19 protein-coding genes and 2 pseudogenes are annotated in these 23,142 nt (G+C 64.8%); 7 read left to right on the top strand and 14 right to left on the bottom strand.

Annotated features, from left to right (window positions below; all coding sequences use genetic code 11):
• Window positions 1–45: 45 nt before the first annotated feature.
• Window positions 46–1,227: an aromatic ring-hydroxylating oxygenase subunit alpha gene (locus ACSQ86_RS21515; RefSeq protein WP_436309563.1), complete on the top strand. Its 1,182-nt coding sequence runs from the start codon at window positions 46–48 to the stop codon at window positions 1,225–1,227.
• On the opposite strand, the gene ACSQ86_RS21510 is transcribed toward ACSQ86_RS21515, so the two are convergent.
• From ACSQ86_RS21510 to ACSQ86_RS21490, 5 genes are all read right to left on the bottom strand, one after another.
• On the bottom strand, window positions 1,195–2,688 hold the full coding sequence (locus ACSQ86_RS21510) for a carotenoid oxygenase family protein (RefSeq protein ID WP_436309562.1): 1,494 nt from the start codon (window positions 2,686–2,688) through the stop codon (window positions 1,195–1,197). The two genes, ACSQ86_RS21515 and ACSQ86_RS21510, sit on opposite strands and share 33 nt — an antisense overlap.
• A 7-nt stretch (window positions 2,689–2,695) precedes the next feature.
• Complete coding sequence (locus tag ACSQ86_RS21505; protein WP_436304989.1) at window positions 2,696–3,133, bottom strand: DUF2141 domain-containing protein; 438 nt, start codon at window positions 3,131–3,133, stop codon at window positions 2,696–2,698.
• Window positions 3,134–3,256: 123 nt separating this feature from the next.
• Window positions 3,257–4,324, bottom strand: a complete 1,068-nt coding sequence (locus ACSQ86_RS21500) for an AI-2E family transporter (RefSeq protein ID WP_436309561.1) — start codon at window positions 4,322–4,324, stop codon at window positions 3,257–3,259.
• A 37-nt stretch (window positions 4,325–4,361) separates the two neighbouring features.
• Window positions 4,362–5,060: a GntR family transcriptional regulator gene (locus ACSQ86_RS21495; RefSeq protein ID WP_436295007.1), complete on the bottom strand. Its 699-nt coding sequence runs from the start codon at window positions 5,058–5,060 to the stop codon at window positions 4,362–4,364.
• A gap of 22 nt (window positions 5,061–5,082) precedes the next feature.
• Complete coding sequence (locus tag ACSQ86_RS21490) at window positions 5,083–6,426, bottom strand: C4-dicarboxylate transporter DctA (protein ID WP_436304986.1); 1,344 nt, start codon at window positions 6,424–6,426, stop codon at window positions 5,083–5,085.
• 475 nt (window positions 6,427–6,901) lie between these two features.
• Between ACSQ86_RS21490 and ACSQ86_RS21485 the strand changes: the two genes are divergently transcribed.
• The gene (locus ACSQ86_RS21485) at window positions 6,902–7,702 is read left to right on the top strand and encodes a transporter substrate-binding domain-containing protein (RefSeq protein WP_436309560.1); all 801 of its coding nucleotides are present in this window, start codon (window positions 6,902–6,904) and stop codon (window positions 7,700–7,702) included.
• 137 nt (window positions 7,703–7,839) lie between these two features.
• On the opposite strand, the gene ACSQ86_RS21480 is transcribed toward ACSQ86_RS21485, so the two are convergent.
• Entirely contained in the window at window positions 7,840–8,232 is a 393-nt protein-coding gene (locus tag ACSQ86_RS21480) for a carboxymuconolactone decarboxylase family protein (RefSeq protein ID WP_436304984.1), read from the bottom strand.
• Entirely contained in the window at window positions 8,229–9,098 is an 870-nt protein-coding gene (locus tag ACSQ86_RS21475) for a hypothetical protein (protein WP_436304982.1), read from the bottom strand. The genes ACSQ86_RS21480 and ACSQ86_RS21475 overlap by 4 nt, the downstream gene beginning before the upstream one ends.
• A gap of 33 nt (window positions 9,099–9,131) precedes the next feature.
• Between ACSQ86_RS21475 and ACSQ86_RS21470 the strand changes: the two genes are divergently transcribed.
• Window positions 9,132–10,025, top strand: coding sequence for a LysR substrate-binding domain-containing protein (locus ACSQ86_RS21470; RefSeq protein WP_436304981.1), 894 nt, complete (start codon window positions 9,132–9,134; stop codon window positions 10,023–10,025).
• Window positions 10,026–10,301: 276 nt separating this feature from the next.
• On the opposite strand, the gene ACSQ86_RS21465 is transcribed toward ACSQ86_RS21470, so the two are convergent.
• The 4 genes from ACSQ86_RS21465 to ACSQ86_RS21450 form a co-directional block, all read right to left on the bottom strand.
• Entirely contained in the window at window positions 10,302–10,592 is a 291-nt protein-coding gene (locus tag ACSQ86_RS21465; RefSeq protein ID WP_436304980.1) for a DUF1330 domain-containing protein, read from the bottom strand.
• A 413-nt stretch (window positions 10,593–11,005) separates the two neighbouring features.
• The gene (locus ACSQ86_RS21460; RefSeq protein WP_436309559.1) at window positions 11,006–14,188 is read right to left on the bottom strand and encodes an adenylate/guanylate cyclase domain-containing protein; all 3,183 of its coding nucleotides are present in this window, start codon (window positions 14,186–14,188) and stop codon (window positions 11,006–11,008) included.
• Window positions 14,189–14,558: 370 nt separating this feature from the next.
• Complete coding sequence (locus tag ACSQ86_RS21455; RefSeq protein ID WP_436304978.1) at window positions 14,559–14,855, bottom strand: immunity protein Imm33 domain-containing protein; 297 nt, start codon at window positions 14,853–14,855, stop codon at window positions 14,559–14,561.
• A gap of 179 nt (window positions 14,856–15,034) precedes the next feature.
• Window positions 15,035–16,135 (bottom strand): hypothetical protein, encoded by a 1,101-nt coding sequence (locus ACSQ86_RS21450; protein ID WP_436304977.1) that lies wholly within the window; start codon window positions 16,133–16,135, stop codon window positions 15,035–15,037.
• Window positions 16,136–16,525: 390 nt separating this feature from the next.
• Here ACSQ86_RS21450 and ACSQ86_RS21445 point away from each other — a divergent pair.
• Window positions 16,526–16,791: pseudogene (locus tag ACSQ86_RS21445) on the top strand (HRDC domain-containing protein); the annotation flags it as partial.
• A 16-nt stretch (window positions 16,792–16,807) separates the two neighbouring features.
• On the opposite strand, the gene ACSQ86_RS21440 reads toward ACSQ86_RS21445, so the two are convergent.
• Both ACSQ86_RS21440 and ACSQ86_RS21435 read right to left on the bottom strand, forming a co-directional pair.
• Window positions 16,808–19,000 carry an arylsulfatase gene (locus tag ACSQ86_RS21440; RefSeq protein ID WP_436304976.1) on the bottom strand — a complete coding sequence of 731 codons (2,193 nt, stop codon included), beginning with the start codon at window positions 18,998–19,000 and terminating at the stop codon, window positions 16,808–16,810.
• An 80-nt stretch (window positions 19,001–19,080) separates the two neighbouring features.
• A complete protein-coding gene (locus ACSQ86_RS21435; RefSeq protein WP_436309558.1) occupies window positions 19,081–19,758 on the bottom strand; it encodes a TetR/AcrR family transcriptional regulator in 678 nt (225 codons plus the stop codon).
• A 121-nt stretch (window positions 19,759–19,879) separates the two neighbouring features.
• Between ACSQ86_RS21435 and ACSQ86_RS21430 the strand changes: the two genes are divergently transcribed.
• The 3 genes and pseudogenes from ACSQ86_RS21430 to ACSQ86_RS21420 form a co-directional block, all read left to right on the top strand.
• Window positions 19,880–20,848: a Bug family tripartite tricarboxylate transporter substrate binding protein gene (locus ACSQ86_RS21430; RefSeq protein WP_436309557.1), complete on the top strand. Its 969-nt coding sequence runs from the start codon at window positions 19,880–19,882 to the stop codon at window positions 20,846–20,848.
• Window positions 20,849–20,866: 18 nt separating this feature from the next.
• The gene (locus ACSQ86_RS21425) at window positions 20,867–21,550 is read left to right on the top strand and encodes a DUF1028 domain-containing protein (protein WP_436304973.1); all 684 of its coding nucleotides are present in this window, start codon (window positions 20,867–20,869) and stop codon (window positions 21,548–21,550) included.
• Between the two features lie 76 nt (window positions 21,551–21,626).
• Window positions 21,627–21,734: pseudogene (locus ACSQ86_RS21420) on the top strand (pyrimidine utilization protein C); the annotation flags it as partial.
• Window positions 21,735–22,165: 431 nt separating this feature from the next.
• Here the strand turns inward: ACSQ86_RS21420 and ACSQ86_RS21415 are convergent.
• On the bottom strand, window positions 22,166–23,131 hold the full coding sequence (locus tag ACSQ86_RS21415) for a LysR family transcriptional regulator (protein ID WP_436309556.1): 966 nt from the start codon (window positions 23,129–23,131) through the stop codon (window positions 22,166–22,168).
• Window positions 23,132–23,142: the final 11 nt, after the last annotated feature.

The raw sequence follows: 23,142 nt of genomic DNA, 5'->3' as shown, positions 1-23,142 counted from the left end.
CGCCGGCAAAGGCCCGGTGCATCCCGTCACGCCTTGGAGATTCCGATGAACGATGTCGCACGCCTCACGCATGTTCTGCCGGCGTCCACGCAGCTGCCCGTCGATGCCTACTTCGACCCAGCCCTGTTCGCACGCGAGCAGGAACTGATCTTCGATCGATCGGCCCGCTATGTCGGGCACGAGAAGACCGTCCCGCAGGTCGGCGACTGGCGCCGGCTCGCGCAGGAGGGCGGCGGCCGCGTGCTGGTGCGCAACGCCGAGGGGGTGACGCTGATGTCCAACGTCTGCCGGCACCGGCAGGCGCTGATCCTCGGCGGCGAGACCGGCGACGTGCGCGGGCTCGCCAACCCCAGCGGCAACCTGGGCGCGACCGGCGGCCACATCGTCTGCCCGCTGCACCGATGGACCTACGACGACCGCGGCGAGCTGCTGGGCGCGCCGCAGTTCGAGCCCAAACCCTGCAAGAACCTGCAGCGCTTCGGCTTGCGCAACTGCCAGGGCCTGCTGTTCGAAGGCGCACGCGATCCGGCGCAGGACATGGCGGCGCTGTTCGCGCGGCCCGAGTTCGACTTCTCGGACTACGTGCTCGACCATGTCGAGGTTCATCAGTGCAACTACAACTGGAAGACCTTCATCGAGGTGTACCTGGAGGACTACCACGTCGCGCCTTTCCATCCCGGCCTCGGCGCTTTCGTCAGCTGCAGCGAGCTGCACTGGGATTTCGCCGACTGGTACAGCATGCAGCGCGTCGGCGTGCATCAATCGCTGAGCCAGCCCGGCACGGAGGTCTATCGCACCTGGCACGAGCGCCTGCTGGACTATCGCACCGGCGCCGCGCCCGATTTCGGCGCCGTGTGGGTGACCTATTTCCCGACCCACATGATCGAGCTCTATCCGCACGTGCTGGTGCTGTCGACGCTCTATCCGAAGGGGCCGCAGGACACGGTCAATGTCGTCGAGTTCTACTACCCGGAGGAGATCGCTGCCTTCGAACGCGAGTTCGTCGAGGCGCAACGCGCCGCCTACATGGAAACCGCCAGGGAAGACGACGAGATCGGCGAGCGCATGGACGCGGGCCGCCGCGCGCTGCTCGAGCGCGGCGTCTCGGAGGTGGGGCCCTACCAGTCGCCTTTGGAGGACGGCATGTGGCACTTCCATGCCTGGTATCGGCAGATGATGGGGCCCCGCCTTCCTTCAGGCCGGCACGAAAGCCCCGTGCAAGCCTAGCGGCAACGCATAGGGCAGCGTCGCCTGCGCCACCGGCCCGGCAGCCAGCCGATCGGCCGCAAAGCACGACAACAGCGTTCGCTTCTGCGCGACGTCGAGCACGGTGCCGAGGATCCAGCCCGGGCCCGTGCCGTCGGGCACGAACAGGTGTTCCTCCACCATCGCCTGCGGGCCGTAGGCGAAGCGCTGGCTGCGGCCGGTTTCGACATCGGTGCGCGCGACGGCGCCGAAGCCGGGCTGCTCGCGCTTGCCCTGCGTCGCATGCACCACGCTGCGATGGCGCAGGCCGACGCGGCGCGGGTCGATGCGCGGGAACTCGGCGTCCAGCGGCAGCGCCTCTTGCGTGGCCTGTCCGGTGGCGAGATTCAGCGTGGCCACGGTCAGGTACGCATCGGTGCTCTTCACTCGGCGAGCGCGCATCAGCTCGCGGTTGGTGGTGAACACCGAGCTGGCGTTCTCCGAGCGCACGTAGTCGATGTGGATCCGCGTGCCGCGCGGCGTGTTCTCTTCCCACGCATTGCCGACGTGGAACAGAAAACCCGCCGGCAGCGTGAGCAGCTGGCGCCGGTCCCAATTCTTCTTGTCGATCACCAGCGCGCGCATGCCGAGCTCCGGGCGCCACACGTGCGCATCGAGAAAGTTCGCGCCGGCCTCCTTGCGCTTGACGTCGTAGACCAGCGGCGGCATCAGGAAGACCAGGTGCTGCTCGGTGACGGCGAAGTCGTGGACCATCGGCAGGTCGGTCACCGGCACCACGGCCGCTCGGCGCAGCGCGCCGTCGGGTGCGATCTCGTAGAGCGCCAGCAGCCCCTGGCCGGAGCCGACGCCGAAGTTCCAGATCGTGCCGTCCGGGTCCACCCTGGGATGGGCCGAGAAGGGCATGCCGGCGAGGTCGGGGCGCCAGGTCTTCAGGCCCAGGGTGTCGAGCGTGCGTGCGTCGATGCGCGTGGCCGATCCGCCTTCCCACAGCGCGAGCACTTCGCCCGCGAGCGGCAGCACGCTGGTGTTGGCGACATTGATGCTGTCGGCCGAGGCCGGCGGCTCGACGCCCGGCGGGATCGTGCCGAAGGCCTCGGTCAGCCGGCGGCCAGCGCGCACTTCGGCCACGCGCTTGGGCGTCTGGACGTAGCGGCCCTGGTGATGGACCTGCGTGCCTTCGATGACGAAGCGATGCACCATGCCGTCGCCGTCGAACCAGTGGTGGTAGCGCTCACCGCCCAGGTCGTGGCCCGTCGGACCGATGCGAAAGAGCGTGCCCGCGACCGCGTCGGGAAAGCGTCCGCGCACCGCGGTGCGGGCGAGCGGCAGGTCGGCCGGTGGCGTGGCGAAGCCGATCTTCCAAGGCGCATCGGAGGCTTCGAAGTCGGCTTGCCAGCTGTCGGTGCCGGCATGCACGATAGAGGTCAGCAGGGGAGTGGCGCCGGCCGATGCGAGCAGGCGCAGGAGTTCGCGTCTTAGCATCTCCGCCTCAGCGCAGGTGGATGACGGTCTTGAGATCGGCATCGACGCTGAACGACGCGGCATCGAAGCCCGGCGCAGCGCGGTTGCCCTTGGCGTCGTTCGAGAAGCCGTAGCGTTCGGTCGGCATGCCCATGGGGTTGGTGTCGAGCTTGCCGTTTCCGTTCTCGTCCGCGAACACTCGCAGCGCATAGCGTCCGGGCGCCAGGCCAGGGAAAGCGAGCCGGGCCGCGCCGGCGCGCAGCGGCACGGTCTGGGCCGCCAGCGCCTTGTTGCCGGCGTAGCCTTCGGCGCTGTCGAAGAGCGCGACATAGAGCGTGGCTTCGGTCGCCGGACCGTCCACGACGCTCAGGGTCAGGTCGGCGGCGAGCGCGCCCAGCGGGGCGAGCAGGGCGGCGGCGCACAGGGCGCGCGTGCCGCGGCGGGGCAGGGGAGCAGAAGGATTCATGAGGGCCTCGTCGGAAGTGGAGGCCCGAAGATCGCGCGGCCGCCGGCTGCTGCCCAGCGCCATGCGACGGAATGCAAAATGCGCGCGCCAAATGCGCGAGCGGCGGGCGAAGCGCGTCCGGATTCAGGTCGGCGGCTCGTCCTGCTCCTCGTTCGACGAGGAGAACAGGTCCCAGGCGGCCAGGAACAGCGCGGCGATCACCGGCCCGATCACGAAGCCGTTGATGCCGAAGAGTGCCATGCCGCCGATGGTGGAGAGCAGCACGATGTAGTCGGGCATCTGGGTGTCCTTGCCGACCAGGAGCGGCCGCAAGATGTTGTCAACCAGCCCGATCACGACCACGCCGAAGACGATCAGGAACACGCCCTGCCAGATCTCGCCGGTGGCCAGGAAGTAGAGCGCCACGGGCAGCCAGATCAGCGCCGCGCCCACCGCCGGCAGCAGCGAGAGAAAGGCCATCAGCACGGCCCACAGCAGCGCGCCCTGCACGTCCAGGAACCAGAACGCGAGGCCGCCCAGCGCGCCCTGCACGGCCGCGACCGCCACGTTGCCCTTGATGGTGGCGCGGATCACGGTGGTGAACTTGTTGAGCAGGTAGTGCGTGTGCGGCCGCGCCAGCGGCAGCGCCTCGCGCACCGACTTCGACAGCTCGGTGCCGTCGCGCAGCAGGAAGTACAGCAGGTACAGCATGACCGCGAAGCTGACCAGGAACTCGAAGGTGTTCTGCCCGATGTTGACCGCCTGTGTCGCGATCTGCTGGGTGCCCTGGGCCGCGCCCTGCGAGAGCTTGGCCAGCAGCGCTTCGATGTTGCCGAGGCCGAATCGATCCAGCAGGTTGAGCAGCCATTGCGGCAAGGCGGCCGCGATCTGCTGCAGGTAGCGCACGAAGTTGATCTCGCCCGAGCGGATCTTCTGCGCCACCAGCGACACCTCCTGCACCAGCGAGGCGGTGACCATCGAGAGCGGGATGATCACGATCACCAGGCAGATCGTGAGCGTGGCGAGCGCCGCGAGGTTGCGCCGCGTGGGCATCTTCCTGAGCAGCCGCTTGTAGAGCGGCGTGAACAGGATGGCCAGCGCCACGCCCCAGAGCACCGCGCCGGAGAAGGGGGCCAGGATCGCGAGGAAGGCGGCCGTGACGGACGCCAGCAGGAGCAGGAAGACGCCGCGCTGGAGTTGGGGTGAATTCATACGCCGGCTACTGTAGCCGACCGGGTTTGCCGCTCCCTCAGCGCGACGCCCTTGGGAGCGCCACCGGCGCCAGCGTGGCGCGCAGGCGCTCGTCGGCGCCCGGTGCGGCCTCGGCTTCGACCTGCAGCGCCTGCTCGACGTTGCCGATGTGGTCGAGCATCAGCTGCCGCGCGCGCTTCGTGTCGCCAGCCTCCAGCGCGGCCACGATCGCCGCATGCTCGGCGCACGATTGCCCGGCCTCGTGCTTCGACTGGAACAGCGTGGCCGCGAGCGTGGTGCGGGCCGTGAGGTCGCGCAGTACGTCGACCAGCAGGCGGTGGCCCATCTGGTCGGCCAGGCAGACATGGAAGTCGGCCAAGAGGAAGGCGCGCGTCGCGGCATCCGCGCCGGCGATGGCGCGCTTCTCGTCGGCGATGTGCTCGCGCAGCTTGCGGATCACCTTCGAGAGCGGCCGTCCCGCCTCGGCCAGGATGCCGGCCTCGACGATGCGGCGCGCGGCGAAGGCATCGCGCGCCTCTTCGGCCGAAGGCTGCACCACGTACCAGCCGCGGCGCGACTGCACCTCGACGAAGCCGCGCGCCTGCAGCTGCATCAGCGCCTCGCGCACCATGGTGCGGCTGACGCCGAAGTTCTCCGCCAGGTCCTGCTCGCCGAGGCGCTCGCCGGGCGCGAGCTTCTGCGCCAGGATGGCTTCGACCACGCGCTCGGCGATGGTGGTGGGCGTGACGTCGGTCATGGCGAGGGCTTGTGAATGAGCCCTAGTGTGCCGCGTGTGCCGCGTGGGCGGCGTGCGCCGCGGCGACCGGGGAGTCGGGCTCTGCCAGCGGCTCGTCCTCGGGCGAGTGGGTGCCGTTCAGCACCGCATGGGCGCGCTCGCGGTCGATGTCGCCTTCCCAGGCCGCGATCGCGACGGTGGCGACACAGTTGCCGATCAGGTTGCCCAGGGCGCGTGCGATGCCCATGAACCAGTCGACCGAGAGCACCAGCACCAGCCCGATGGCCGGGATGGCGGGAATCGCATGCAGCGTGGCGGCCAGCACCACGATCGCTGAACCCGGCACGCCGTGCGCGCCCTTGGATGTGACCAGCGCGATCGCCAGGATGGTCAAGAGGTCGGTCATCGAGACCGGCGTGTTGGTCGCCTGCGCAATAAACACGGCCGCCAGCGTGATGTAGATCGAGAAGGCGTCGAGGTTGAAGGAGTAGCCGGTCGGGATCACCAAGCCGACGGTCGAGTCGCGGATGCCCATGTGGCGCAGCTTGGCCATGATCTGCGGCAGCACGCTGTCCGACGAGGTGGTAGCGAACACGATGGTCAGTTCCTCGCGCAGGTAGCGCAGCAGCTTGACGAGGCTGAAGCCCGAGAGCCGCATCACGAAGCCCAGCACCACGAACACGAAGACGATGACGGAAGCGTAGAACAGCGCCACCAGCATGCCCAGCTGCTTGAGCGAGCCGATGCCGTACTTGCCCACCGTGAAGGCGATGGCGCCCAGCACGCCCAGCGGTGCCAGCTTGATGATGATGCCCATGATCTTGAACAGCACCAGCGAGAGCGTGTCGACGAAATCGCCGACCGGCTTGCCGCGCGGGCCCAGGAGCGCCAGCGCGCAGCCGAACAGCACCGCGAACAGCAGCACCTGCAGCACGTCGCCGGTGGCGAAGGCGTTGACCACCGTGGTCGGGATCAGCTTCATGAGGAAGTCGACCGTGCCGCCGCTGGTGAGCTTGTCGGCGTTCGAGGCATAGGCGCTCATGGCCGCGGCGTCGAGCGCGCCGGGGTCCACGTTCATGCCCACGCCGGGCTTGAACACGAAGGCCAGCACCAGGCCCATGGCCAGCGCGATGGTGGTCAGCACCTCGAAGTAGATCAGCGACTTGACGCCGACCCGGCCCACGCGCTTCAGGTCGCCTGCGCCGGCGATGCCGTGCACCACCACGCAGAACACCAGCACCGGGATGATCATCTTGATCAGCTTGATGAAGCCGTCGCCCAGCGGCTTGAGCTTGACGGCGAAGTCGGGAAAGAACAGGCCCGCCAGCACGCCGAGCACCAGCGCGATGACCACCTGACCGAAGAGCGATTTGGCGAAACGGGGCATGGGGGATCTCCGTGTTTGGTTGCATGCAAGAGATCAGTAATCTTGCATACAAGCAATGTAGGCAAGATCCGGCGTTTTTCTGTGGGGGTATTCCCGGGGTTGGGGTGCACCTGAAGAAGTTGTTCTAGGTCAATAAATGCACGAACAGGTCAATAAATGCGCAAACAAGCTAATAAATGCGCAAACAGTCGGGGCCCGGACCTAGCCGGCCTGAGGCGAGAGCAGCGAACATGACGATGAGCCGCGTCATGGACATCGAAAGTAGTCGGAGGTCGGACGGGACCAGCGCTGTGCCGAGTCACTTGCTGCAGGCCGGGGGCACGCTGTCGCTTAACCGTATGCCTGCTTCCGGCCAGGAGCGGACCGTCGCGGCTGGCCGCTCTCGGAAACTGGAGTCCTGGATGATGTGATTTGACGGCTGCCCGCCGCGATGCGCGGCTTGCGTCAGAGAACCGTGATTTCAGAGGAGCACACCATGCAAATACGTGACTGGATACGGGCAGCGGTGGTCGGGCTGTGCATCGGCGGCTGTGCGGGAATGCAGGGGGGAGTGAACCAGGAGACGAGAGCCGCCGTGGCACCAACGGGCACGCTTCGAGTCGCATTTCTCCTGGGGCCGATTTATGCGACCAAGGATTCAGCGACCGGCGAACTCAAAGGCGTTGCAGTCGATCTCGGAAAGGAGCTCGCGCGCCGCGTTGGCGTGCCATTCCAAGCGGTCGTGTATTCCAACCCTCCCGCGCTGATCGGCGGTGCGAAGTCCGGCGAATGGGACGTCGCACTGGCCGGAATCAATGCCGAGCGGGCGGCGGCGATGGATTTCTCAGCGCCTTACATGGAAGTCGAACAGGGTTACCTCGTCCGCGCCGGTGTCCCTGTCGCCACGGCCGCGGACGTGGACAAGGCGGGGATCCGGATCGGAGTGCTCGAAAAATCCGGCGCAGAGCTCCACCTGTCGAAGACCTTGAAACACGCCGAGCTGGTCCGAGTCAATAGCCCTGCTGAAAACTTAGCCTTGCTGGATACCGGAAAGGTCGAAGTGATTGCCGCCACCAAGACGGCCCTCTTCGCCGGAGCGATGAGCCGGCCAGGCTCGCGAGTTCTCGACGGCCGGATCGTCGTCGAGCCGATCGGCATGGGCGTGCCCAAGGGGCGCAATGCTGCCGCGGCCATGTACGTCGCCAAATACGTCGAGGAGGCGAAGTCAGCGAACCTGGTGGCGGCCGCGATCAAGGGGGCTGGGCTGCGCGGAGTCGCCGTTGCTCCACCCAAGTAGATGCTCTCTAACGGCGGCTTCCCGGAGGTCGAATGTGAGTCGCAGGAAGTCCGGATCGGCCCCGAAGCGCCAGAGGGGCGCAACCGGCTACAGTCGGCCATAACCCCAGGACCGGTCGTTCGTCCGACGGTGTGCCCTCAGGCCAGTGGGAGCTGAATTCCTGTCTCTGCGAAAACCTCCCGCACGACGAACAGTCCGTTCAGCGCCGCCGGAAAACCCGCGTAGACCGCCATCTGCATCACGACCTCGACCACCTCCTCCGGTTTGCAGCCGACGTGCAATGCAGCATGCACGTGCACACGCAGTTGGGGCGACGCATGGCCAAGTGCGCACAACGCTGCCACCGTCGCCAGTTCGCGTTCACGCAAGCCCAGCCCGTTCCGTGCGTAGATGTCGCCAAACGGGAATTCAAGCACATAGCGCGCGAAGTCCGGGAACGACTTCGCGAGCCCTTCGACCACCGCCAGGCCCGCAGGGCCATCCACGGCAGTCAACATGCGCGAACCGCGTTCGTAACGTTCGGAGCTCATTGACCATCTCCTTTGCGGTACCGCCGCACAGTGCCGTCGCCCCAGTTGCCCACGGCGACTTCCGAGCCGTCGGCGGACCGGGCCATGGCCACAGGGCTTCGGAGGTCTTGAATCACTGTCGAGGCTGAGCCGCTGCGGGTCACGCGCCATACCGAAGTGCCTGCATAGTCGGACACCAGTACCGCGTCGGCCCCATCCGCCACGATGCCGACCGCTGGTGCACCGAGTTTTCTAGTCAGCTCACTCTGCGTGCCGTCGGGCCGAACCTCGACAACGCTGCCGGCAAAGTTCGAAATGACCAGCGTCCCATCAGCGAGCTCGACTGCACCGACGGGTGTCGGAAGCCCATCCGCCAATACTCGCGTCGTGCCAGATGTGTCTGCCCGCAAGACCTGATTGAGGCCCCGGTCGGCAATGAGCAGGTTGCCATCCCTGTCGATGGAGAGACCTGCCGGAGTGCGCAAACCGCGTACAAACACCTGGGGTCTGCCGTCGGGGGAAAGGCGATGGACCACTCCGTCCGAGTAGGACGACACGTAGACGACGCCGTCGCGCCCTACTGCGATGCCCGAGGGCGAACGGACCAAGTCGGTTACGAGCTTTCTTGCGCCAGTCCTGTCGATGTGGGTCACCCGATGGGCCGACCATTCGGTCACGTACAGGCTGCCGCTGGCGTCATACGCGAGGCCGGTCGGCGCTGAAAACGTACCTGGTATGGATTCGGCGCTCCATGGTTTCACTGGCTGCCCGGCGATAGCAGATACCGCGGCGAGGGCGGCGAGGCCGGCCGCTGCAACGTGGCGAGAAAGGGTCATGAAGTCCTCCAAGAAGTCGACGTAGGTCACTGTAGAGATGACCTGCAGCATGCGGAATGACCAAGTTCGTGATACCTTTTTGATATGTCAACCCGCCTGGATTCCCGCTCACTCGCGTTCTTCCTTGCCGTCGCGGATGCGCTGAGCTTTCGTCAGGCGGCCGAGACATTGCACCTGTCGCAGCCGCCGCTGAGCCGGGCGATTCGGGAACTCGAGGAGCGGTTGGGAACACGGCTGTTCGATCGCAACACGAAGGGCGTGAACCTCACCGACGCTGGGCACAGACTGCTGCCCTATGCGCGCAGCATCGGGAAGTTGCTTCGCGAGGCCGAAGCGGAGCTCGCGACCCAGGGCTTGCCGGCCACGCTTCGGCTAGGCCTGACTAGCGCAGTGGAGCCGACCTGGTTCCGTGGGCTGGCACAACGAGTGCAAGCAACTCATCCCGGAACGGCCGTGTCAACCTTTTCCGATACCTCGCCGAGGCTTGTACGCCAGCTTCGCGCCGGCAAATTGGATGCGGCGTTCGTAGCACTCCCTACAGATGCACATGGGTTGGATGTCTTGGAACTCGACCGCCTGCCGATGGTGGTCGCGATGCAGTCTTCCCATCAGTTGGCGAAGCGCAAGGCGGTTCGTCTCGCGGACCTGGCGCGTGAATCGGTCTTTTGGTTCGAGCGCGCGCGGCAGCCCGCGTTTTACGACCACTGCCAGAAGGTCTTCTCGCGCCATGGCTTTGCCCCGCCAAAGCTGAGGGAACCGACCGACCACCACGTTCTGTTGGGTGAAGTGGCTAGTGGACGTGGTGTGGCCCTACTGCCCAAATCGTTCACTGGCTTAAGACGGGCGGGCGTTGCCTACCGGTCTCTAGTCGAGGGCGACGAACTGGCTGTCGGCATCGGGCTGGCTACGCTCAGGGACCGGCAAGCAATGCGCGACATGCTGACCGTAGTGGCAGGCATAACTAGCGCCTCGCACTAGCCCCCAAGGGCGCCATGGGCCTTCTGGCCAAGTTCGAGGATTGACAACGGCCCCGAGACCAACTTGTCGCTTCAAGAGCACTGGCGTTCGCACTTGGACATCCGGACTTCGCATCGAGGCCAGCGCTCTACGGCAGAATGCGGCCAAGAGCAGCCCTTCGTTCTGAGCACCCCCATTGCGCGTCTTCCTTCCCTGTCTCCCAATCGCGCACTGGCGCGAGCTTGTCTTGTCCGCGGGTACTAAAGAGGGAAAGAGGGCGCGTCCCGCAGCTGCCGCTCAAACACCTTCGATGATGCGAATCTCGCGGTCGGCTCCGTCGCCCAGCGCAGCCAGTGCTGCCTGGTACGCCGGGCTGTCGTGCGCGGCGATTGCTTGTTCAACGCTGTCAAACTCAATCAGTACAGTGCGTTGCATCAGGCCGAGTTCATAGACCTTGGACGGTTCGCCACGCGCCAGGAAGCGTGCACCGTTGGCAGTGAGTGCCGGGCCGGCCAGCTTCGCATACGCGGCAAGCTTGTCGGAATCGTTGACCGCGCGATACGCGCTTACCCAGTAGGCTTTTGGCATCTGATTTTCTCTTCGGTGCGACTGAACACGTAAACGTGTGACTGTGCCGCGTGCCTTGATTTGCAGCAAGCCCCGTCGAGCATCTCCGCTGCGAAGGACGGCATTGGGACTGCCGACGCCGGTGCACGTGCGGCAGAATGCGGCCAGAACCAGCCACTCAGCCATCGCCGCAAAATCACAACAGGAGCGAACGTGGTCTTCCTCGCAATCACCCCCGATGGCCTGAAAGATGCGCTGCGCTTAGCGGTGAGTTCGGGCACCACGGTTTGGTGTGGCGCTGATGCCCCTTGCGATCCGTCGCCCTCGATCGCTCAACGGCAGATATGCAGTGCGGGCACGGCTGCTCCGGCGATCAGGTGATCGCTCCAGACCTCGCAAGCCGCTCGCCTGCAATCGCGCGGACCAACTTGCCTTCAATCGACCAACTGAGCCAGCGCCGACTCAGCTCTTGTCTGGTAGACCGTCGCACCCTGCTCCGAGGCGATGCGCACGGCGGTACGCAGCCAACCTTCGGCGAGTGCCGCGTTCACCGCCGAGTCCGCCAGCGCAAGCTCTGCACGCAGCCGCCACATCTCCGGAACATGGATGCCGACTTCCGGCGAAATCAGCGTGTCGAAGGTGCGCGTGACGAGCGCCAACGCCTCCTTGCCGCGGCCGCCCCACCTCAGCGCTTCGATCATGACCAAATGCGGATACACGCCGAGGAAACTGTGCCTGACCGCCGTGTCGTAGTTCGCCTCCATCATGACCAGCCCGGCGGCGATGTCCCCTTGCCGTGCGCGCGCCAGGCCGAGCATGAACTGCCCGAGCCCGCGCTGCAGCGGCAAGTCGTACTTCATTGCCACCTGCATCTCGCGCTCAGCCATGTTCTGGCAGGCTTCGATGTCGCCGGCCAGTTGCAGGGCGACGCTTCCGACCCCCAGTGCGAACGTCAGGCTGAGCGGATGCTGCACCGACTCCGCAAGCGCCAGCGCGGAGTCGAGGCTGGTGGCGGCATCTTGCGCCAGACCCCCCAGGCCCAGCCCGATGGCAGTGCAGCAATGGGCACAGACACCCAGGTCATGGCCCGCATACACCTGGGACAGGCGGTGGTGGCGCTGCGCATCGTAGCGGCGAACGCCTTCACGAGACGCCTCCAGCATCTTCGCGGTCTGGCCCGTGAAGTACCAGATGCCCCAGCGGTGATGCAGGCCTTCCATCTGCAGATCGTCATCGCCGAGCTTGCGGCTGATCGCTGTCAGTTCATCGCCCAAGATGCGGGCATCGTCGAACTGGCGCGAGTTGACCTTGGTGATGTACAGCCCCCATGTCGCCTGGAACAGTTGCCGTTCGGAGTCGGCCTTCTTGGCCAGCGCATAGGCCTGCGTCAGCGCCGCTGCCATGTCATGGCTCAGCGGCCCGGACTGGATGTTGAAGGTCGCACCCAGTTTGAGCTTTGCTTCGATCGTGCAGCGCGCACGCGTCGCGGCGTCGGTGATTCGTTCTGCTTGCGCAAGCGCGGCATTCAGGTTGGCGATCGCCTCGGCATGGGCCGAGCGCCACCCCGACCTTTCCGCGGCAAGCATCCAATACGCGCACGATCGCTCTGGCTGCGCCGCGCGGTCGAAATGGTGGGCAACAATCTCGGGCGCGCTGGCGGCCGAGGTGTCCTGCTGCGATGCCAGCAGTTCGGCAATTCTCAGGTGCAAGGCCTGGCGACGGCTGCGCGACAGGCTTTCATACGCCGCCTCCTGCACCAGAGAATGGTTGAAGCTGTAGCCATCCTGTTGCGAGTCCTCGGTGGCGAATACGAGGCCTGCACCGAGCAGCCGATCCAAGCCCGCGCGCAGCGTGGCCTCCTGCACGCCGGCAATGGCCGCCAGGAGCGGGTAGGAGAAATGGCGCCCGATCACGGAGGCTACCAGCGCAATGTCCTCGGCTTCGCCCAGACGATCCAGCCGGGACATCAGGGAATCCTGCAGCGTCGAAGGCACGACAACGGCGTGCGCAGCCTGCATGTCGATCACCGCCTTGGTGAGTTCTTCGACATACAACGGTACGCCGTCGCTGCGCTCCACGATCTGCTGGATCAGCGCCTCATCGATCGGCCAATCTCCAGCGGCGCGGCGGGCTATGGCAGCACTTTGGTCGTGTCCCAGCGGCTTGCATGAAATGGCCGTGGCGTTCATGTGCTCGCTCCAGGGTTTGCGGAATTCGGGCCGGTGGCTGACAAGGGCGAGCACCTTGCGCGACCCGATGCGCGACAGCAGCCGTTCCACCAGGCTTTGTGTCGTGGGGTCGCTCCAGTGCGCGTCCTCCAACAACAACAGCACCGGCACATCGTCGGGCGTGGCGAGCACGAAGTCTTCGAGGATGGCGAGTATTTCCAGGTTGCGCTGTGCCGTGGTCATCTCCATCGGCGACAGGCGGTCGGGCGTGGGAAGGTCGAGCAACTCCGCGATCAAAAGCAGGTCCCGGCGCGATGTCCGGCCGAGGCGCGGCAGCAGGGCTTCGAGCTTGCCCAGGTTCTCTTCTGTTGCGCGCTCGGTCTGAATCGCCGCTTCGTGCCGCAGCAACTGGGTCAGCGGGTACAACGCGCTGTTGCTGTGATAGGGAGAGCAATGGCAGCGCAGCAGCCGATGCGGCGTGTCGCGTATTCGCTCGGCGAGCGCCTCGACCAACCGCGACTTGCCCATTCCTGCATCGCCGCCGAGCAACACGAGGTGGCCGTTGCCCTGGACCGCACGTTGCCATGAATCGAGAAGAAGGACCTGTTCCCGCTCTCGCGCAACGATCGGCCCGGCAAGTCTGCCGCGCGACGCGGCGAACCGACTCTCCACGCTGCGTTCGCGCACCACCTTCCAGACGGGGACAGGCTTGTCAAAGCCCTTCAGCGCGTGTTCGCCGGCGGACACGTACTCGAAGAATTCGCCACTGAGTTGCCGTGTCATCGGGCTCACCAGCACGCTGCCGGGTTCGGCAAGCGCTTGCAGACGGGCTGCCAAATTCGGCGTATCGCCGACCACTGTCTGTTCGCGTCCGTCACCGGCAGCGTGCCCGACGACCAGGCCCGTGGCGACGCCGACGCGGGCCTGCAGCGCCTGGCCATCGGGGCGCTGCAGACGAGCGACCGCCATCACCATCTCGAGTGCCGATCGGATCGCGCGCTCAGTCGACTGTTCCTGTGCCTGCGGATAGCCGAAGTAGGCCAGTACGCCGTCCCCCAGGTATTGGGCGATGTGGCCGTCGAAGCTCTCAATCACGCGGGCGCAGGCATCGCGATACCTGCGCAACAACTGGTCGAGGTCCTCGGGGTCGAGCTGGCTGGCGATCGCGGTCGAGCCCACCAGGTCCGTGAACACCACGGTGACCTGGCGGCGTTCGACCTCCTTGGCGGCCGGAGCAGGCGCAACGGGGCCGGCAGGCATGGTGGTGGCTTGCCGCAGCTTGGACGCTGCGGCGAGGAGCTTGCGGCGGTGGCCGAGCGACAGCCCCAGCTTTTCAAGGTCCTGTTCGGTCAGGTCCGGCACGACCGTCACGTCGATGTCGTTGCTGGCGAAGACTTCGCAATACCTCTCAAGGCCAAGACCTTGGAGCCACGAGCTGATGTCTGACATTCGAGGACCTCACGACGGTTCGTAAGCGCTCCTTGATTTCCTTGGGAAACAGGAGCCCAAGTTGCCTTTCGTGCGCGACTTGACCCAGTGTCGGCCGTCTCGATACCGGCTGCAAGCCCGTGCTGTCTGCACGAACCTGCAAAGGATACGATCTGCCGCATCCACCGGTGTGCTTGATGCCCAGCGCGGCGAAGCGCTCGCATGCCGAGCATTGACGGTCAGCATCTTATCGGCAGCGAACTGCCAAGAGTCGGTAGTCGGTGGTCGGCCCAGCGCCGCTGAATGACAGCTCCCAAGTCTTGAGCTGCCGCCCGATTGGCGCGGCCCAAGGACCGGTGATGGCCGCATGTTGCCATGGCCAGCGGCCCGTCTAAACGGCCAAGAGCCCCGGGTCATACCAGACCTCAGCCTGCCCAGTGGCAAGTAGCACGCGCCAACCGCGCGCCAGCGCGAGGTACGGCAGGAGGACTGGGGCATGTAAACCGAGATGGCTTACGTGGAGCGGCTGAAAGAACCTCGGGTTGCCGGACAGTTCGCCACCCCAGATGTACCAACCGCATGTGCCGCCTTCTCGTGGGTGACGAAGCGCGTTGAGCGGCAATCGAGAGAGCGTAGGGAGGGCGACACGTTCAAGGTCGGTCTTGTGGCTGCTGTTCTGACTGGCCACTCGCTATCGTGAGCGTGGTACCAGGGATGCGAGACAGCCGCAGGCATCGAAGAACCACCCGGTATGGGCGAGCACCGAAGCAACCTCTACCAGCGCCTGTCGGCTGTCAGGATGCATTCTGAGGTGCGACGGTGAAGCAACGATTACAAGACCAAACACCCCTTGCAGCTGCAGTCGGGTTAGGGCGCCGGCACCGCCTCGCGGTTGCCGGGCACGATCATCGGCTGGTAAGAGAAGACATCGCGGCTCTTCGGATCCACCACGACCTTCAGCCACTGGACGTCATTGTTGCCGTTGGCCGCGTTGTCGCCGAAAGTCTCGACGCGGGTGAAGTTCTCGAGACGGCGGCCGCGGGCGTCCAGGAAGGGCTTGTCGATGCGGAAGTAGTGCGAATCGCCATGCACGTACGCCACCGGGCGCCGGAACGCGATCACGTGTTCGCGCAGGGCCAGAAGGTATTCCTTGTAGCCGTCGGGTGCTCCGTCGGTCTGTTCCAGCGTCAGCGGGTCCCGCAGCGGCGCGCGCGTGGGGTCGCTCTTGTCCCAGCCGGGGTTGGCCTGGGCAATGATCATGAGCGCCACCGAGCCCGTTTGCGCCGCCGCCGCGAAGGACTCGCGCAGCCACTTGATGTTCGCCGCATTGCGTGCCTGGAACTCCGCCGGGTCCGGGGCCGTGTCGCACAGGTTGTTGCAGGAGCCTGGGATGTTCAGCGTGACGTAGGTGACCCGACCCACTTTCCAGCGTCGATTCTCGACGCATGGCACGGCGCCGGCCTGGCCGAGGCACAGGACTTCGGTCTGGACTTCCTGCACGGTCGGATCGCGGCCCATCGAGAGCGGCGTAGAGAAGAACACCTGGCGCTCGCGGTCGAGCCGTTCGCGCGAGCTGAAACCGCCGTTGGCCGGCCGGTCGCAATCGGTCCAGTCGTTGTCGCCCGGCGTGAACATGGCCGCGCCCTGCAGCGCATTGAACCAGCCCACGGCACGGTGGTAGAGGCCGTCGTCGCACAGGCTTCCCGAGCCCTGCTTGAGGTCGCCGTTATGCACGGTGAACGTGAGCTTCTGCGCGTTCATGTCGGCCAGCAGGTTGGGCAATCCGACGGCTTCCTGGACTGGGGAGTAGGGGAGGTCGCCCCAGAGCCCGATCGCATACGCCGCGTTCGCCTCGCCCTGGTCGGCGTGGGCTGGCAGCTGGATGCAGGCGACGAGGCCGAGGGTGACCAGTCCCGCACCCAGCTGCGTGGCGGAGCTGTGCAGGCGTCGAAGCAGCGAGCGGGTCATCGGGTGTTCTCCCTCAGCGGGCCGGCAGGATCGCCGGGGCGCATCTTGGGCTTCACTCGGTGACGCGCCGATGACATCGATCAGTACCCGTCGGCGTCGACGATCGCCGTGCTCGGGATCTGCATGCAAGAGTCGACACGCTGGCGTGGGTGGCGAGCCGTCAAATGATGCTTACCGCCGAGCGTTGTGTGCGCAGCTGAATGGAAAAGCAAGGCTTGGGGATTCAGTCTTCGGAACTTTTGACACTTTGGCGGCCTCTGGCGAAAACGCATCGCGCCTCGTTTGCGGATTCGCATTCCTGTCGGCAGCAGCAAGGCATTTGCCTAGCCGCCCAGAGCGCAGAGGTCTGTTTGCGAATATTTTGTCCACGAACAAAGAAGATCGGACGCCCGGCGTCGCAAGGCTGGAGTCAAGGCGGCCCCGGCGGTCGCAGCGGGATTGACGGGACCGGCCGAAGCGAGGTTCGCGGCCCTGAAAGCTTGGCGCGCCGAAGTGGCGCGTGCCACAACCTCCCGGCCTATGTCATTTTCCATGATGCGACGCTGGGGACGGTGGCGGCAGTGGCGCCGCAATCGCTCAGCGACCTTCAAGGCATCAGCGGAATCGGCGCGGCCAAGCTGGAGAAGTACGGCAGCGGGGTGTTGTGGGTGGTAGCCACCTGGTTCGCCGGGGCTATTCGAGGTCGACGTGGAGGCGAGGGAGCTCGCCGTCGAACTCGCAGTCATCGAGGCCGTAGTCGGGAGACACGGGACTCACGGCGTCCCCTCCGACGTTGAAGCCATTCTGGTTCAGGAATGTCTTCAGGGTCCTGTCAATGCGCCCCCTTGCGACGACATGTCCATCGGCTTCGATGGACAGTGACGCAGCCGAGCCCGGTCTTCTTTCTTCCAGATCGACTTTCGCGACCAGTAGGTGCCGGCCAGGTGAAAGCGCGGCTCCCGCGATGCGGCAACTTACCGGATGGATGGCGTTGTAGTAGAGGACCGGGACACCCTCCAGGAGATAGAAGGCGTAGCCATTGATGCAACTGCCGTGGGAGGCAAGCACGCCATGCCCCCCGTTGGGGCCGACGACCACTTCGCAACTGATGCGGAAGGAGCGGCCCACGGTGTGCGGTGCGGCGTCGGAGTGCAGATTCCGCAAGCGGCGGCGATATTGGAACGAGTTGCGCGCCGCGCCATGGCTGGGTCGTCCCGCGGCCGCTTCTCCGGGTGGATGAATGGGGAGAATCTTTCCGTCCGACGCCAGCTTCCAGAAAAGCTCCTTGAGCGCCTGGAGTTTTTGGGGCTGCTGCTCGGCCAGATCGATTGACTGGCTGAAGTCGTTGTGCAATTCATAGAGTTCCCATCGCCGCCCCTCGGGAATGCTCGCTTTTCTGAGTGCAAAGCTTTCCCATGGATCATTCTCGGGCGTGGTGCATGCCATCCAGCCTTCGTGATAGATGCCGAAGTTCTGCATCGATTCGAAGACCTGGGTTCTTCGATTGGAGGCTGCCTGTGTGCTGTCGAAGGCGTAGAGCATGCTCACCCCGTCCACAGGGTCCTGGGCGATGCCGTTGACCACTGCGGGCGCCTCGATGCCGGCCGCATCGAGAACCGTCGGGAAAATGTCGACGACGTGGTGGAACTGTGTCCGGACTTCCGCGCGCTCGCGCAGTCGGTCTGGCCATGAGACCACGAGGCCGTTTCGCGTACCGCCAAAGTGGGATGCCACCTGCTTGTAGTACTGGAACGGGCTGTTGATAGCCCATCCCCAGGCCGCGGGGAAATGGTTGTATGCAGCCGGCCCCCCGATCCTGTCGATGATCTTGATCTGGTCTTCGAGCTTCTCCTCGAACCCGTTCGCCCAGGATTGCTCGAACAGCAGGCCATTGAATCCTCCTTCCGCGCTGCCACCGTTATCGCCCTGGATGAACAGGATCAATGTGTTGTCGAATTCGTCCCAATCTTTCAGCGCATTGATGATGCGACCCGCCTGGTGGTCGAAATGATCCAACGCGGCAGCGTATGCCTCCATCAGCCGGGCGGCGAGCGTCCTGTGATCGGCTGAGATGGAGGTCCATGCAGGCAAGTTGCCGGGCCGCGGCGTGAGGACAGTGTCCCTGGGGATCAGTCCCGCGACCTTCTGCCGCTCGAAGGTCTGCGAACGGATGGCATCCCACCCCTCGTCGAATCTGCCGCGGTATTTCTGGAGCCATTCATGCGGCGCGTGATGGGGTGAGTGCGCCGTGCCGGTCGCGTAGTAGATGAAGAATGGCTTATCCGCAGCGACGGCCTTCTGCTGCGCGATCCAGTCGATGGTGCGGTCCGCCATGATTCCATCGAAGTGGCGGCCACCCTCCGGAGGGCGCACATGCGACGTGTTCTCCACTAGGTCCGGTGACCACATGTTCGTGTCGAAACCGAGGAATCCGTAGAAGTAATCGAATCCCATGCCGGTCGGCCATCTGTCGAATGGCCCCAACGGGCTCATCTCCCATTCCGGCGTGATGTGACCCTTCCCGAACATGGCGGTGGCATAGCCGTTGGCCCGAAGCACGTCAGCCATGGTTCCCGCGGACTTTGGGATCACGCTGGTATAGCCGTCGTAACTCGAGGGGCGGGCGGTCACCCTGCCCATGCCCACCCGATGCGGGTTGCGGCCCGTGAGGAGCGCCGCGCGTGTTGGCGAGCACATGGCGGTGGTATGGAACTGGGTGAATCGCAACCCGCCCATCGCCAGGCTGTCCAGGTTCTGCGTGTCGATCGGGCCGCCGAAAGTGCTGCATGCCCCATATCCGACGTCATCGGTCAGAAACACGATGATGTTGGGGGCGCCCTTCATGGCCCTTCCCAGGGCAGGCCATTTGCCGGTTTTGTGATTCATGTTCGCATCCCCAATAATTTGGAATGCAAATTCTAATTCTAAAAATGGCAAGGTAGCCGCGTTGCGGCTGCCGCTTCTGTCTAGGGAGCAATCAGATAGGCCTTCATCAGGCGAACGAGCTCATCGCGTATCTGGTCGTCCTCAAGTGCCAGGGGCCCCGGGTTGTTGAGCACCGCATGCACCAGCACCCCCGCGAGCGCCTGGTAGGCGAACAGGATCCGCAGGCGCCGCTGGTCCAGCGGCACCGAGGACAGGTACGGGCCAATGAGATCGACGAGCATCACGCGGTACCGATCCCCGGACTTCTTGATCACTTCCCACATGCCCTCCTTGCTGTGCTGCAAGGAAGCACGCATAACGCCGAGGTTTGAGCGGAAGTTTCCGATGGCCTCGTCCACGATGTCGCGGCAAAGTGCATCGATCGAGGACGCATCCGGAGGGTGCCGCGCGACGAATTCCCGGATCGATTGTTCTGTGCGCATCGTCTGAACGCGCTGCAGCGTCAGGAAGAAGTGCTGCTTGTTCTCGAATCGACCATAGAACGCCCCTACGGTCGTCTTGGCGTCTGCGCAAATCGCTTCGATGGAGAGGTCCTCCAGCGAGCGATCGTGAAGCAACCTTCGCCCCGCTTCTATCAATGCGGCAGCGGTACTTGCACTGCGTTTTTGGCGCGACGGCTTCATCTCCGGCAGGTAGCCCCCGCAAGCCCAGGCTTCAACCTCGGCAAAAGAAACTTGGGTTCGCATGGTGTTGACCATCGGTAATTATTGTTGTATCAGCCGTCGCCCTGCATAACGGCCAAAGGAGAGGCGTTGACATGGATAGAAAACAGAATAAGAATTCTACTTCCTTAATGGTGATGCACTTGTCGGAGAAACCATGTTGTACAACCGTCGCAGCATACTGATCGCGGTCACCGGCGCCGCCTTTTGGCCCGCTGCGTGGGCAGAGGGATGGCCTCGCAAACCCGTCCGGGTCATCCTGAACTTTCCTGCCGGCGGGCCCGGCGACGTGGTGACCCGCTATGTTGCCCAGCGAATGAGCGCCCTCCTTGGCCAACAAGTGATCGTCGAAAACCGAAGTGGCGGTGCCGGCGCGGTCGGCATACTCGCCGTCGCGAACGCGCAGGCCGACGGCTACACTTTCCTGTACACAACGGTCACTGGCGTGGTCCAGGTGCCGCTGATAACCAAGGATCAGACATTCGATCCCTTGAGATCCGTGATCCCGGTCATGGGTGTGGGAAGCACACCCATGGGACTATTCGTTCATGCCGGCAGTCCGGCCACCGATTTCCCCAGTTTCCTCGATTGGGCACGAAAGCAAGCGGCCGGGCTGGACATCGGAGGGGGTGGCCCCATCGTCGAGATCGCAACGGCCGTGCTTGCGCGAAGCGCGAACACGAAGCTCGTGTATGTGCCATTTCGGGGAACCGCACCGGTGGTCCAGGCCGCGCTGGCCGGCGACATCAAGGCCTTCTTCAGCACGCCGTCGCCCGTGATTGCCGAGAGCATCAAGGCAGGAAAGCTCAGGGCCATCGCCGTGACCTCGGCAACCGCATCCCATCTGATTCCAGGGGTGGAACCGATCGCCAGGTTCATCCCGGGCTATGTCCAGGACATCAACTTTGGATTTTTCGCGCCTCCCGGGATTCCGGCGGAAGCGGCCACCCGGTTCGGCAGCACGCTGACGACCGTTCTGGCCGAGCCCGGAATGAGGGAGCGACTTGCGGTTTTCGGGCTCAGCCTTCAGCCGGCAGGTGCCGAGGAAATCGCGCGGATCACGGCTCGCGACGTGGAAACCATCCGCAAGACGCTCGAAACGACGCCGGTGAAATTCGGTGAGTGAACACCCAGGAACAAGTGCATGACATTCGCCATCGTTGCGCGTGACCCGCAGACAGGTCACTTCGGAATCGCAAAGACAACCCGAACGATCGCGGCGGGAGGGCTCGATCTCTACCGCCATGTGCCCATGATGGGGTTCTGCCTGGGCATCAGCACCGTCGGCCGATGCCAGAAGGTCGGCGCGCTAATGATTCAGAACGGGCTGGATGCCGAGGCGGCCATGAAGGCCATGATCGGCAGCGACGAATTCTTCGCGAATCGCCAACTCGCCGCGATCGACAACAAGGGACGGATCGCCGCATTCACCGGCGAGAGCTGTCTCCCCTACGCGGGTCACATCGTCGGCGACAACTTTGCCGTGCTCGGCAACGTCCTCACCAGTTCCGCGACCGTCGAGGCCATGGCGGCCGCCTATAAGGATTCCAATGGCCTGCCGTTCGCGCGGAGGCTGCTCGCAAGCCTGGAGGCAGGCCGGGATGCAGGAGGCCAGCACGGCGGACAAAGGTCTTCGGACATGGCGGTGTTCGGCGACCGCGAAGGGCCGCTGATCGACCTGCGCATCGACCTGAACGAAGACCCCGTCGCCGAGCTGGTTCGTCTGTACGAGATCTTCAATCCACTGGTCCCTTACTACGAGCTGCATCGATCGAATCCGCGAGGGCTGCCTCGCGCGGACGATTGGCTCAAGGCCCGGGCGGCTTGAATCACGAAGCAGCCCTGCGAGTCTGTCACTCCACACCTGATCGCCATGCCCAAAGAAATTCTCGTTCCCTCGGCGCGCGGAATTCTTTCCCGGCGAGAAGCCCGCGCGCTTCTGCATTCAGTGCGGGCTGGTCAGGCCGGACGCACTGGTCGAGATCGCATCGATCGCCCATCTGCCTGCCTGATGGCCCGGAACGCAGTCGTGAAGGAACGAGTCGGTGTCCGCGCCGAAGTAAAACTGAGCCACCGGGTGGACTGAACCCCATCGGACTGGACCACTGGGGCCATCAGAACTAAGCCGCCTGCTGAGCGAGATGGGATTCGAATTCGTTGGGTGAGCGATAGCCGAGTGCGATCCACTGCGCATCAACGAGGCCATCGCCAGAATTCTTGCGTCGCGTCACCGGCACGAGCTTGATTCACACCGACCGAATCCCCATAGCTTCGTAGCCTTCTCGGTCCTCGGTGGCGCTTTCCGCGGTTTCCTCCATGGAGACTTGTCCAACTCCTGCCCTCGGGCCGTTCTCGCGCTCGGCGCTGTCGTGTCGCACGGACAGGTATCAGACGACCCTAGACCAAGGCGACCAGTTGGTACGCTCCGAATCGGCCGTAGCAATCACAAGGTTGCCTTGATGCGAGGCGTCCCCGCGAGGGCAGAGCGCACCGCGTCCACGAAGGGCTCGATCAAGGGACTTGGGAGGTCGCTTCTCCAGCAGACTGCGACATCGAACTGGTCCTCGACACCTGCCAGCGGCCTGAACTCCAGGCCGGGCGGACTGCCGTAGGCCGCGCAGGCAGGCAGGATCGCCACACCTTCGCCGGCCATGATCAGGGGGTAGGCCGCATGGATGGTCTCGACGCGGTGCGCGATCGTCATGCTGATGTGCTCGCGCCGTAGAAGTCTGGCTACCAGAGAGTGGTCGACGCCTTCCACCGGCCCCGGCAGACTAATGAGACTGTGGCCACACAAAGTCGCGAGAGGGATGTGGCGAAGCTGCGCGAGCGGCGAGTCTGCTGCCATTGCCACGCACAAGGGCTCGGATGCGACTATCGAGGTCGCGATGCCGTCGCGGATCGCCGGTGGCATGCACACAGCGACTGTGACCTTGAGTTCAGAGATCATGGCTTCGTAATTGGCCGCGCTCATCTCCACGAGCTGGAGTTCGACGTCCGGCATTTCGGCCCGCAGCTGCGGCACGAGCTTCGGCAAGAGCGAATAGCCCAGCGCGAACATGTAGCCGACCGTGAGACGGCCGCTCCGGCCTGCGGCCACGGCACGCGCCGCCTCAAAGCCGTCCTGCGCGAGCGCGAGCGCCGATCGCGCCCGCACCAGCATCGCCTGGCCGGCATCAGTCAGCTGCATGCCGCCTGACAAGCGGCGAAACAGCTGCGCCCCAAGTTGGGTCTCCAGTGCACGGATCTGCACCGACAGCGGCGGCTGCGCCATGTGCAGCCGCAGCGCCGCTTTGCCGACGCTCTGCGCATCGGCCACGGCGACGAAGTAGCGAAGGCTTCGCAGGTCGATCCTGCTCATACGACTCTCATATGGCTGTGTTGTGTCTCGGTATTGGACGGCAAGCACCCTCCATGCCA

The organism is Variovorax sp. LjRoot130 (assembly GCF_964253755.1).
Classification (GTDB): Bacteria; Pseudomonadota; Gammaproteobacteria; order Burkholderiales; family Burkholderiaceae_C; genus Variovorax.
The sequence above is the reverse complement of the archived record's forward strand: the minus strand, read 5'-3'. Positions and strand labels throughout refer to the sequence as shown.

Excerpts from the sequence above, each read along its gene's own strand:
- ACSQ86_RS21435 (WP_436309558.1), bottom strand. The coding sequence starts at position 19,758 with ATGGTCAACACCATGCGAACCCAAGTTTCTTTTGCCGAGGTTGAAGCC.
- ACSQ86_RS21440 (WP_436304976.1), bottom strand. The coding sequence starts at position 19,000 with ATGAATCACAAAACCGGCAAATGGCCTGCCCTGGGAAGGGCCATGAAG.
- ACSQ86_RS21515 (WP_436309563.1), top strand. The coding sequence starts at position 46 with ATGAACGATGTCGCACGCCTCACGCATGTTCTGCCGGCGTCCACGCAG.
- ACSQ86_RS21450 (WP_436304977.1), bottom strand. The coding sequence starts at position 16,135 with ATGACCCGCTCGCTGCTTCGACGCCTGCACAGCTCCGCCACGCAGCTG.
- ACSQ86_RS21490 (WP_436304986.1), bottom strand. The coding sequence starts at position 6,426 with ATGCCCCGTTTCGCCAAATCGCTCTTCGGTCAGGTGGTCATCGCGCTG.
- ACSQ86_RS21475 (WP_436304982.1), bottom strand. The coding sequence starts at position 9,098 with ATGCTGCAGGTCATCTCTACAGTGACCTACGTCGACTTCTTGGAGGAC.
- ACSQ86_RS21495 (WP_436295007.1), bottom strand. The coding sequence starts at position 5,060 with ATGACCGACGTCACGCCCACCACCATCGCCGAGCGCGTGGTCGAAGCC.
- ACSQ86_RS21430 (WP_436309557.1), top strand. The coding sequence starts at position 19,880 with ATGTTGTACAACCGTCGCAGCATACTGATCGCGGTCACCGGCGCCGCC.
- ACSQ86_RS21510 (WP_436309562.1), bottom strand. The coding sequence starts at position 2,688 with ATGCTAAGACGCGAACTCCTGCGCCTGCTCGCATCGGCCGGCGCCACT.
- ACSQ86_RS21500 (WP_436309561.1), bottom strand. The coding sequence starts at position 4,324 with ATGAATTCACCCCAACTCCAGCGCGGCGTCTTCCTGCTCCTGCTGGCG.
- ACSQ86_RS21460 (WP_436309559.1), bottom strand. The coding sequence starts at position 14,188 with ATGTCAGACATCAGCTCGTGGCTCCAAGGTCTTGGCCTTGAGAGGTAT.
- ACSQ86_RS21480 (WP_436304984.1), bottom strand. The coding sequence starts at position 8,232 with ATGAGCTCCGAACGTTACGAACGCGGTTCGCGCATGTTGACTGCCGTG.
- ACSQ86_RS21485 (WP_436309560.1), top strand. The coding sequence starts at position 6,902 with ATGCAAATACGTGACTGGATACGGGCAGCGGTGGTCGGGCTGTGCATC.
- ACSQ86_RS21505 (WP_436304989.1), bottom strand. The coding sequence starts at position 3,133 with ATGAATCCTTCTGCTCCCCTGCCCCGCCGCGGCACGCGCGCCCTGTGC.
- ACSQ86_RS21425 (WP_436304973.1), top strand. The coding sequence starts at position 20,867 with ATGACATTCGCCATCGTTGCGCGTGACCCGCAGACAGGTCACTTCGGA.
- ACSQ86_RS21465 (WP_436304980.1), bottom strand. The coding sequence starts at position 10,592 with ATGCCAAAAGCCTACTGGGTAAGCGCGTATCGCGCGGTCAACGATTCC.
- ACSQ86_RS21470 (WP_436304981.1), top strand. The coding sequence starts at position 9,132 with ATGTCAACCCGCCTGGATTCCCGCTCACTCGCGTTCTTCCTTGCCGTC.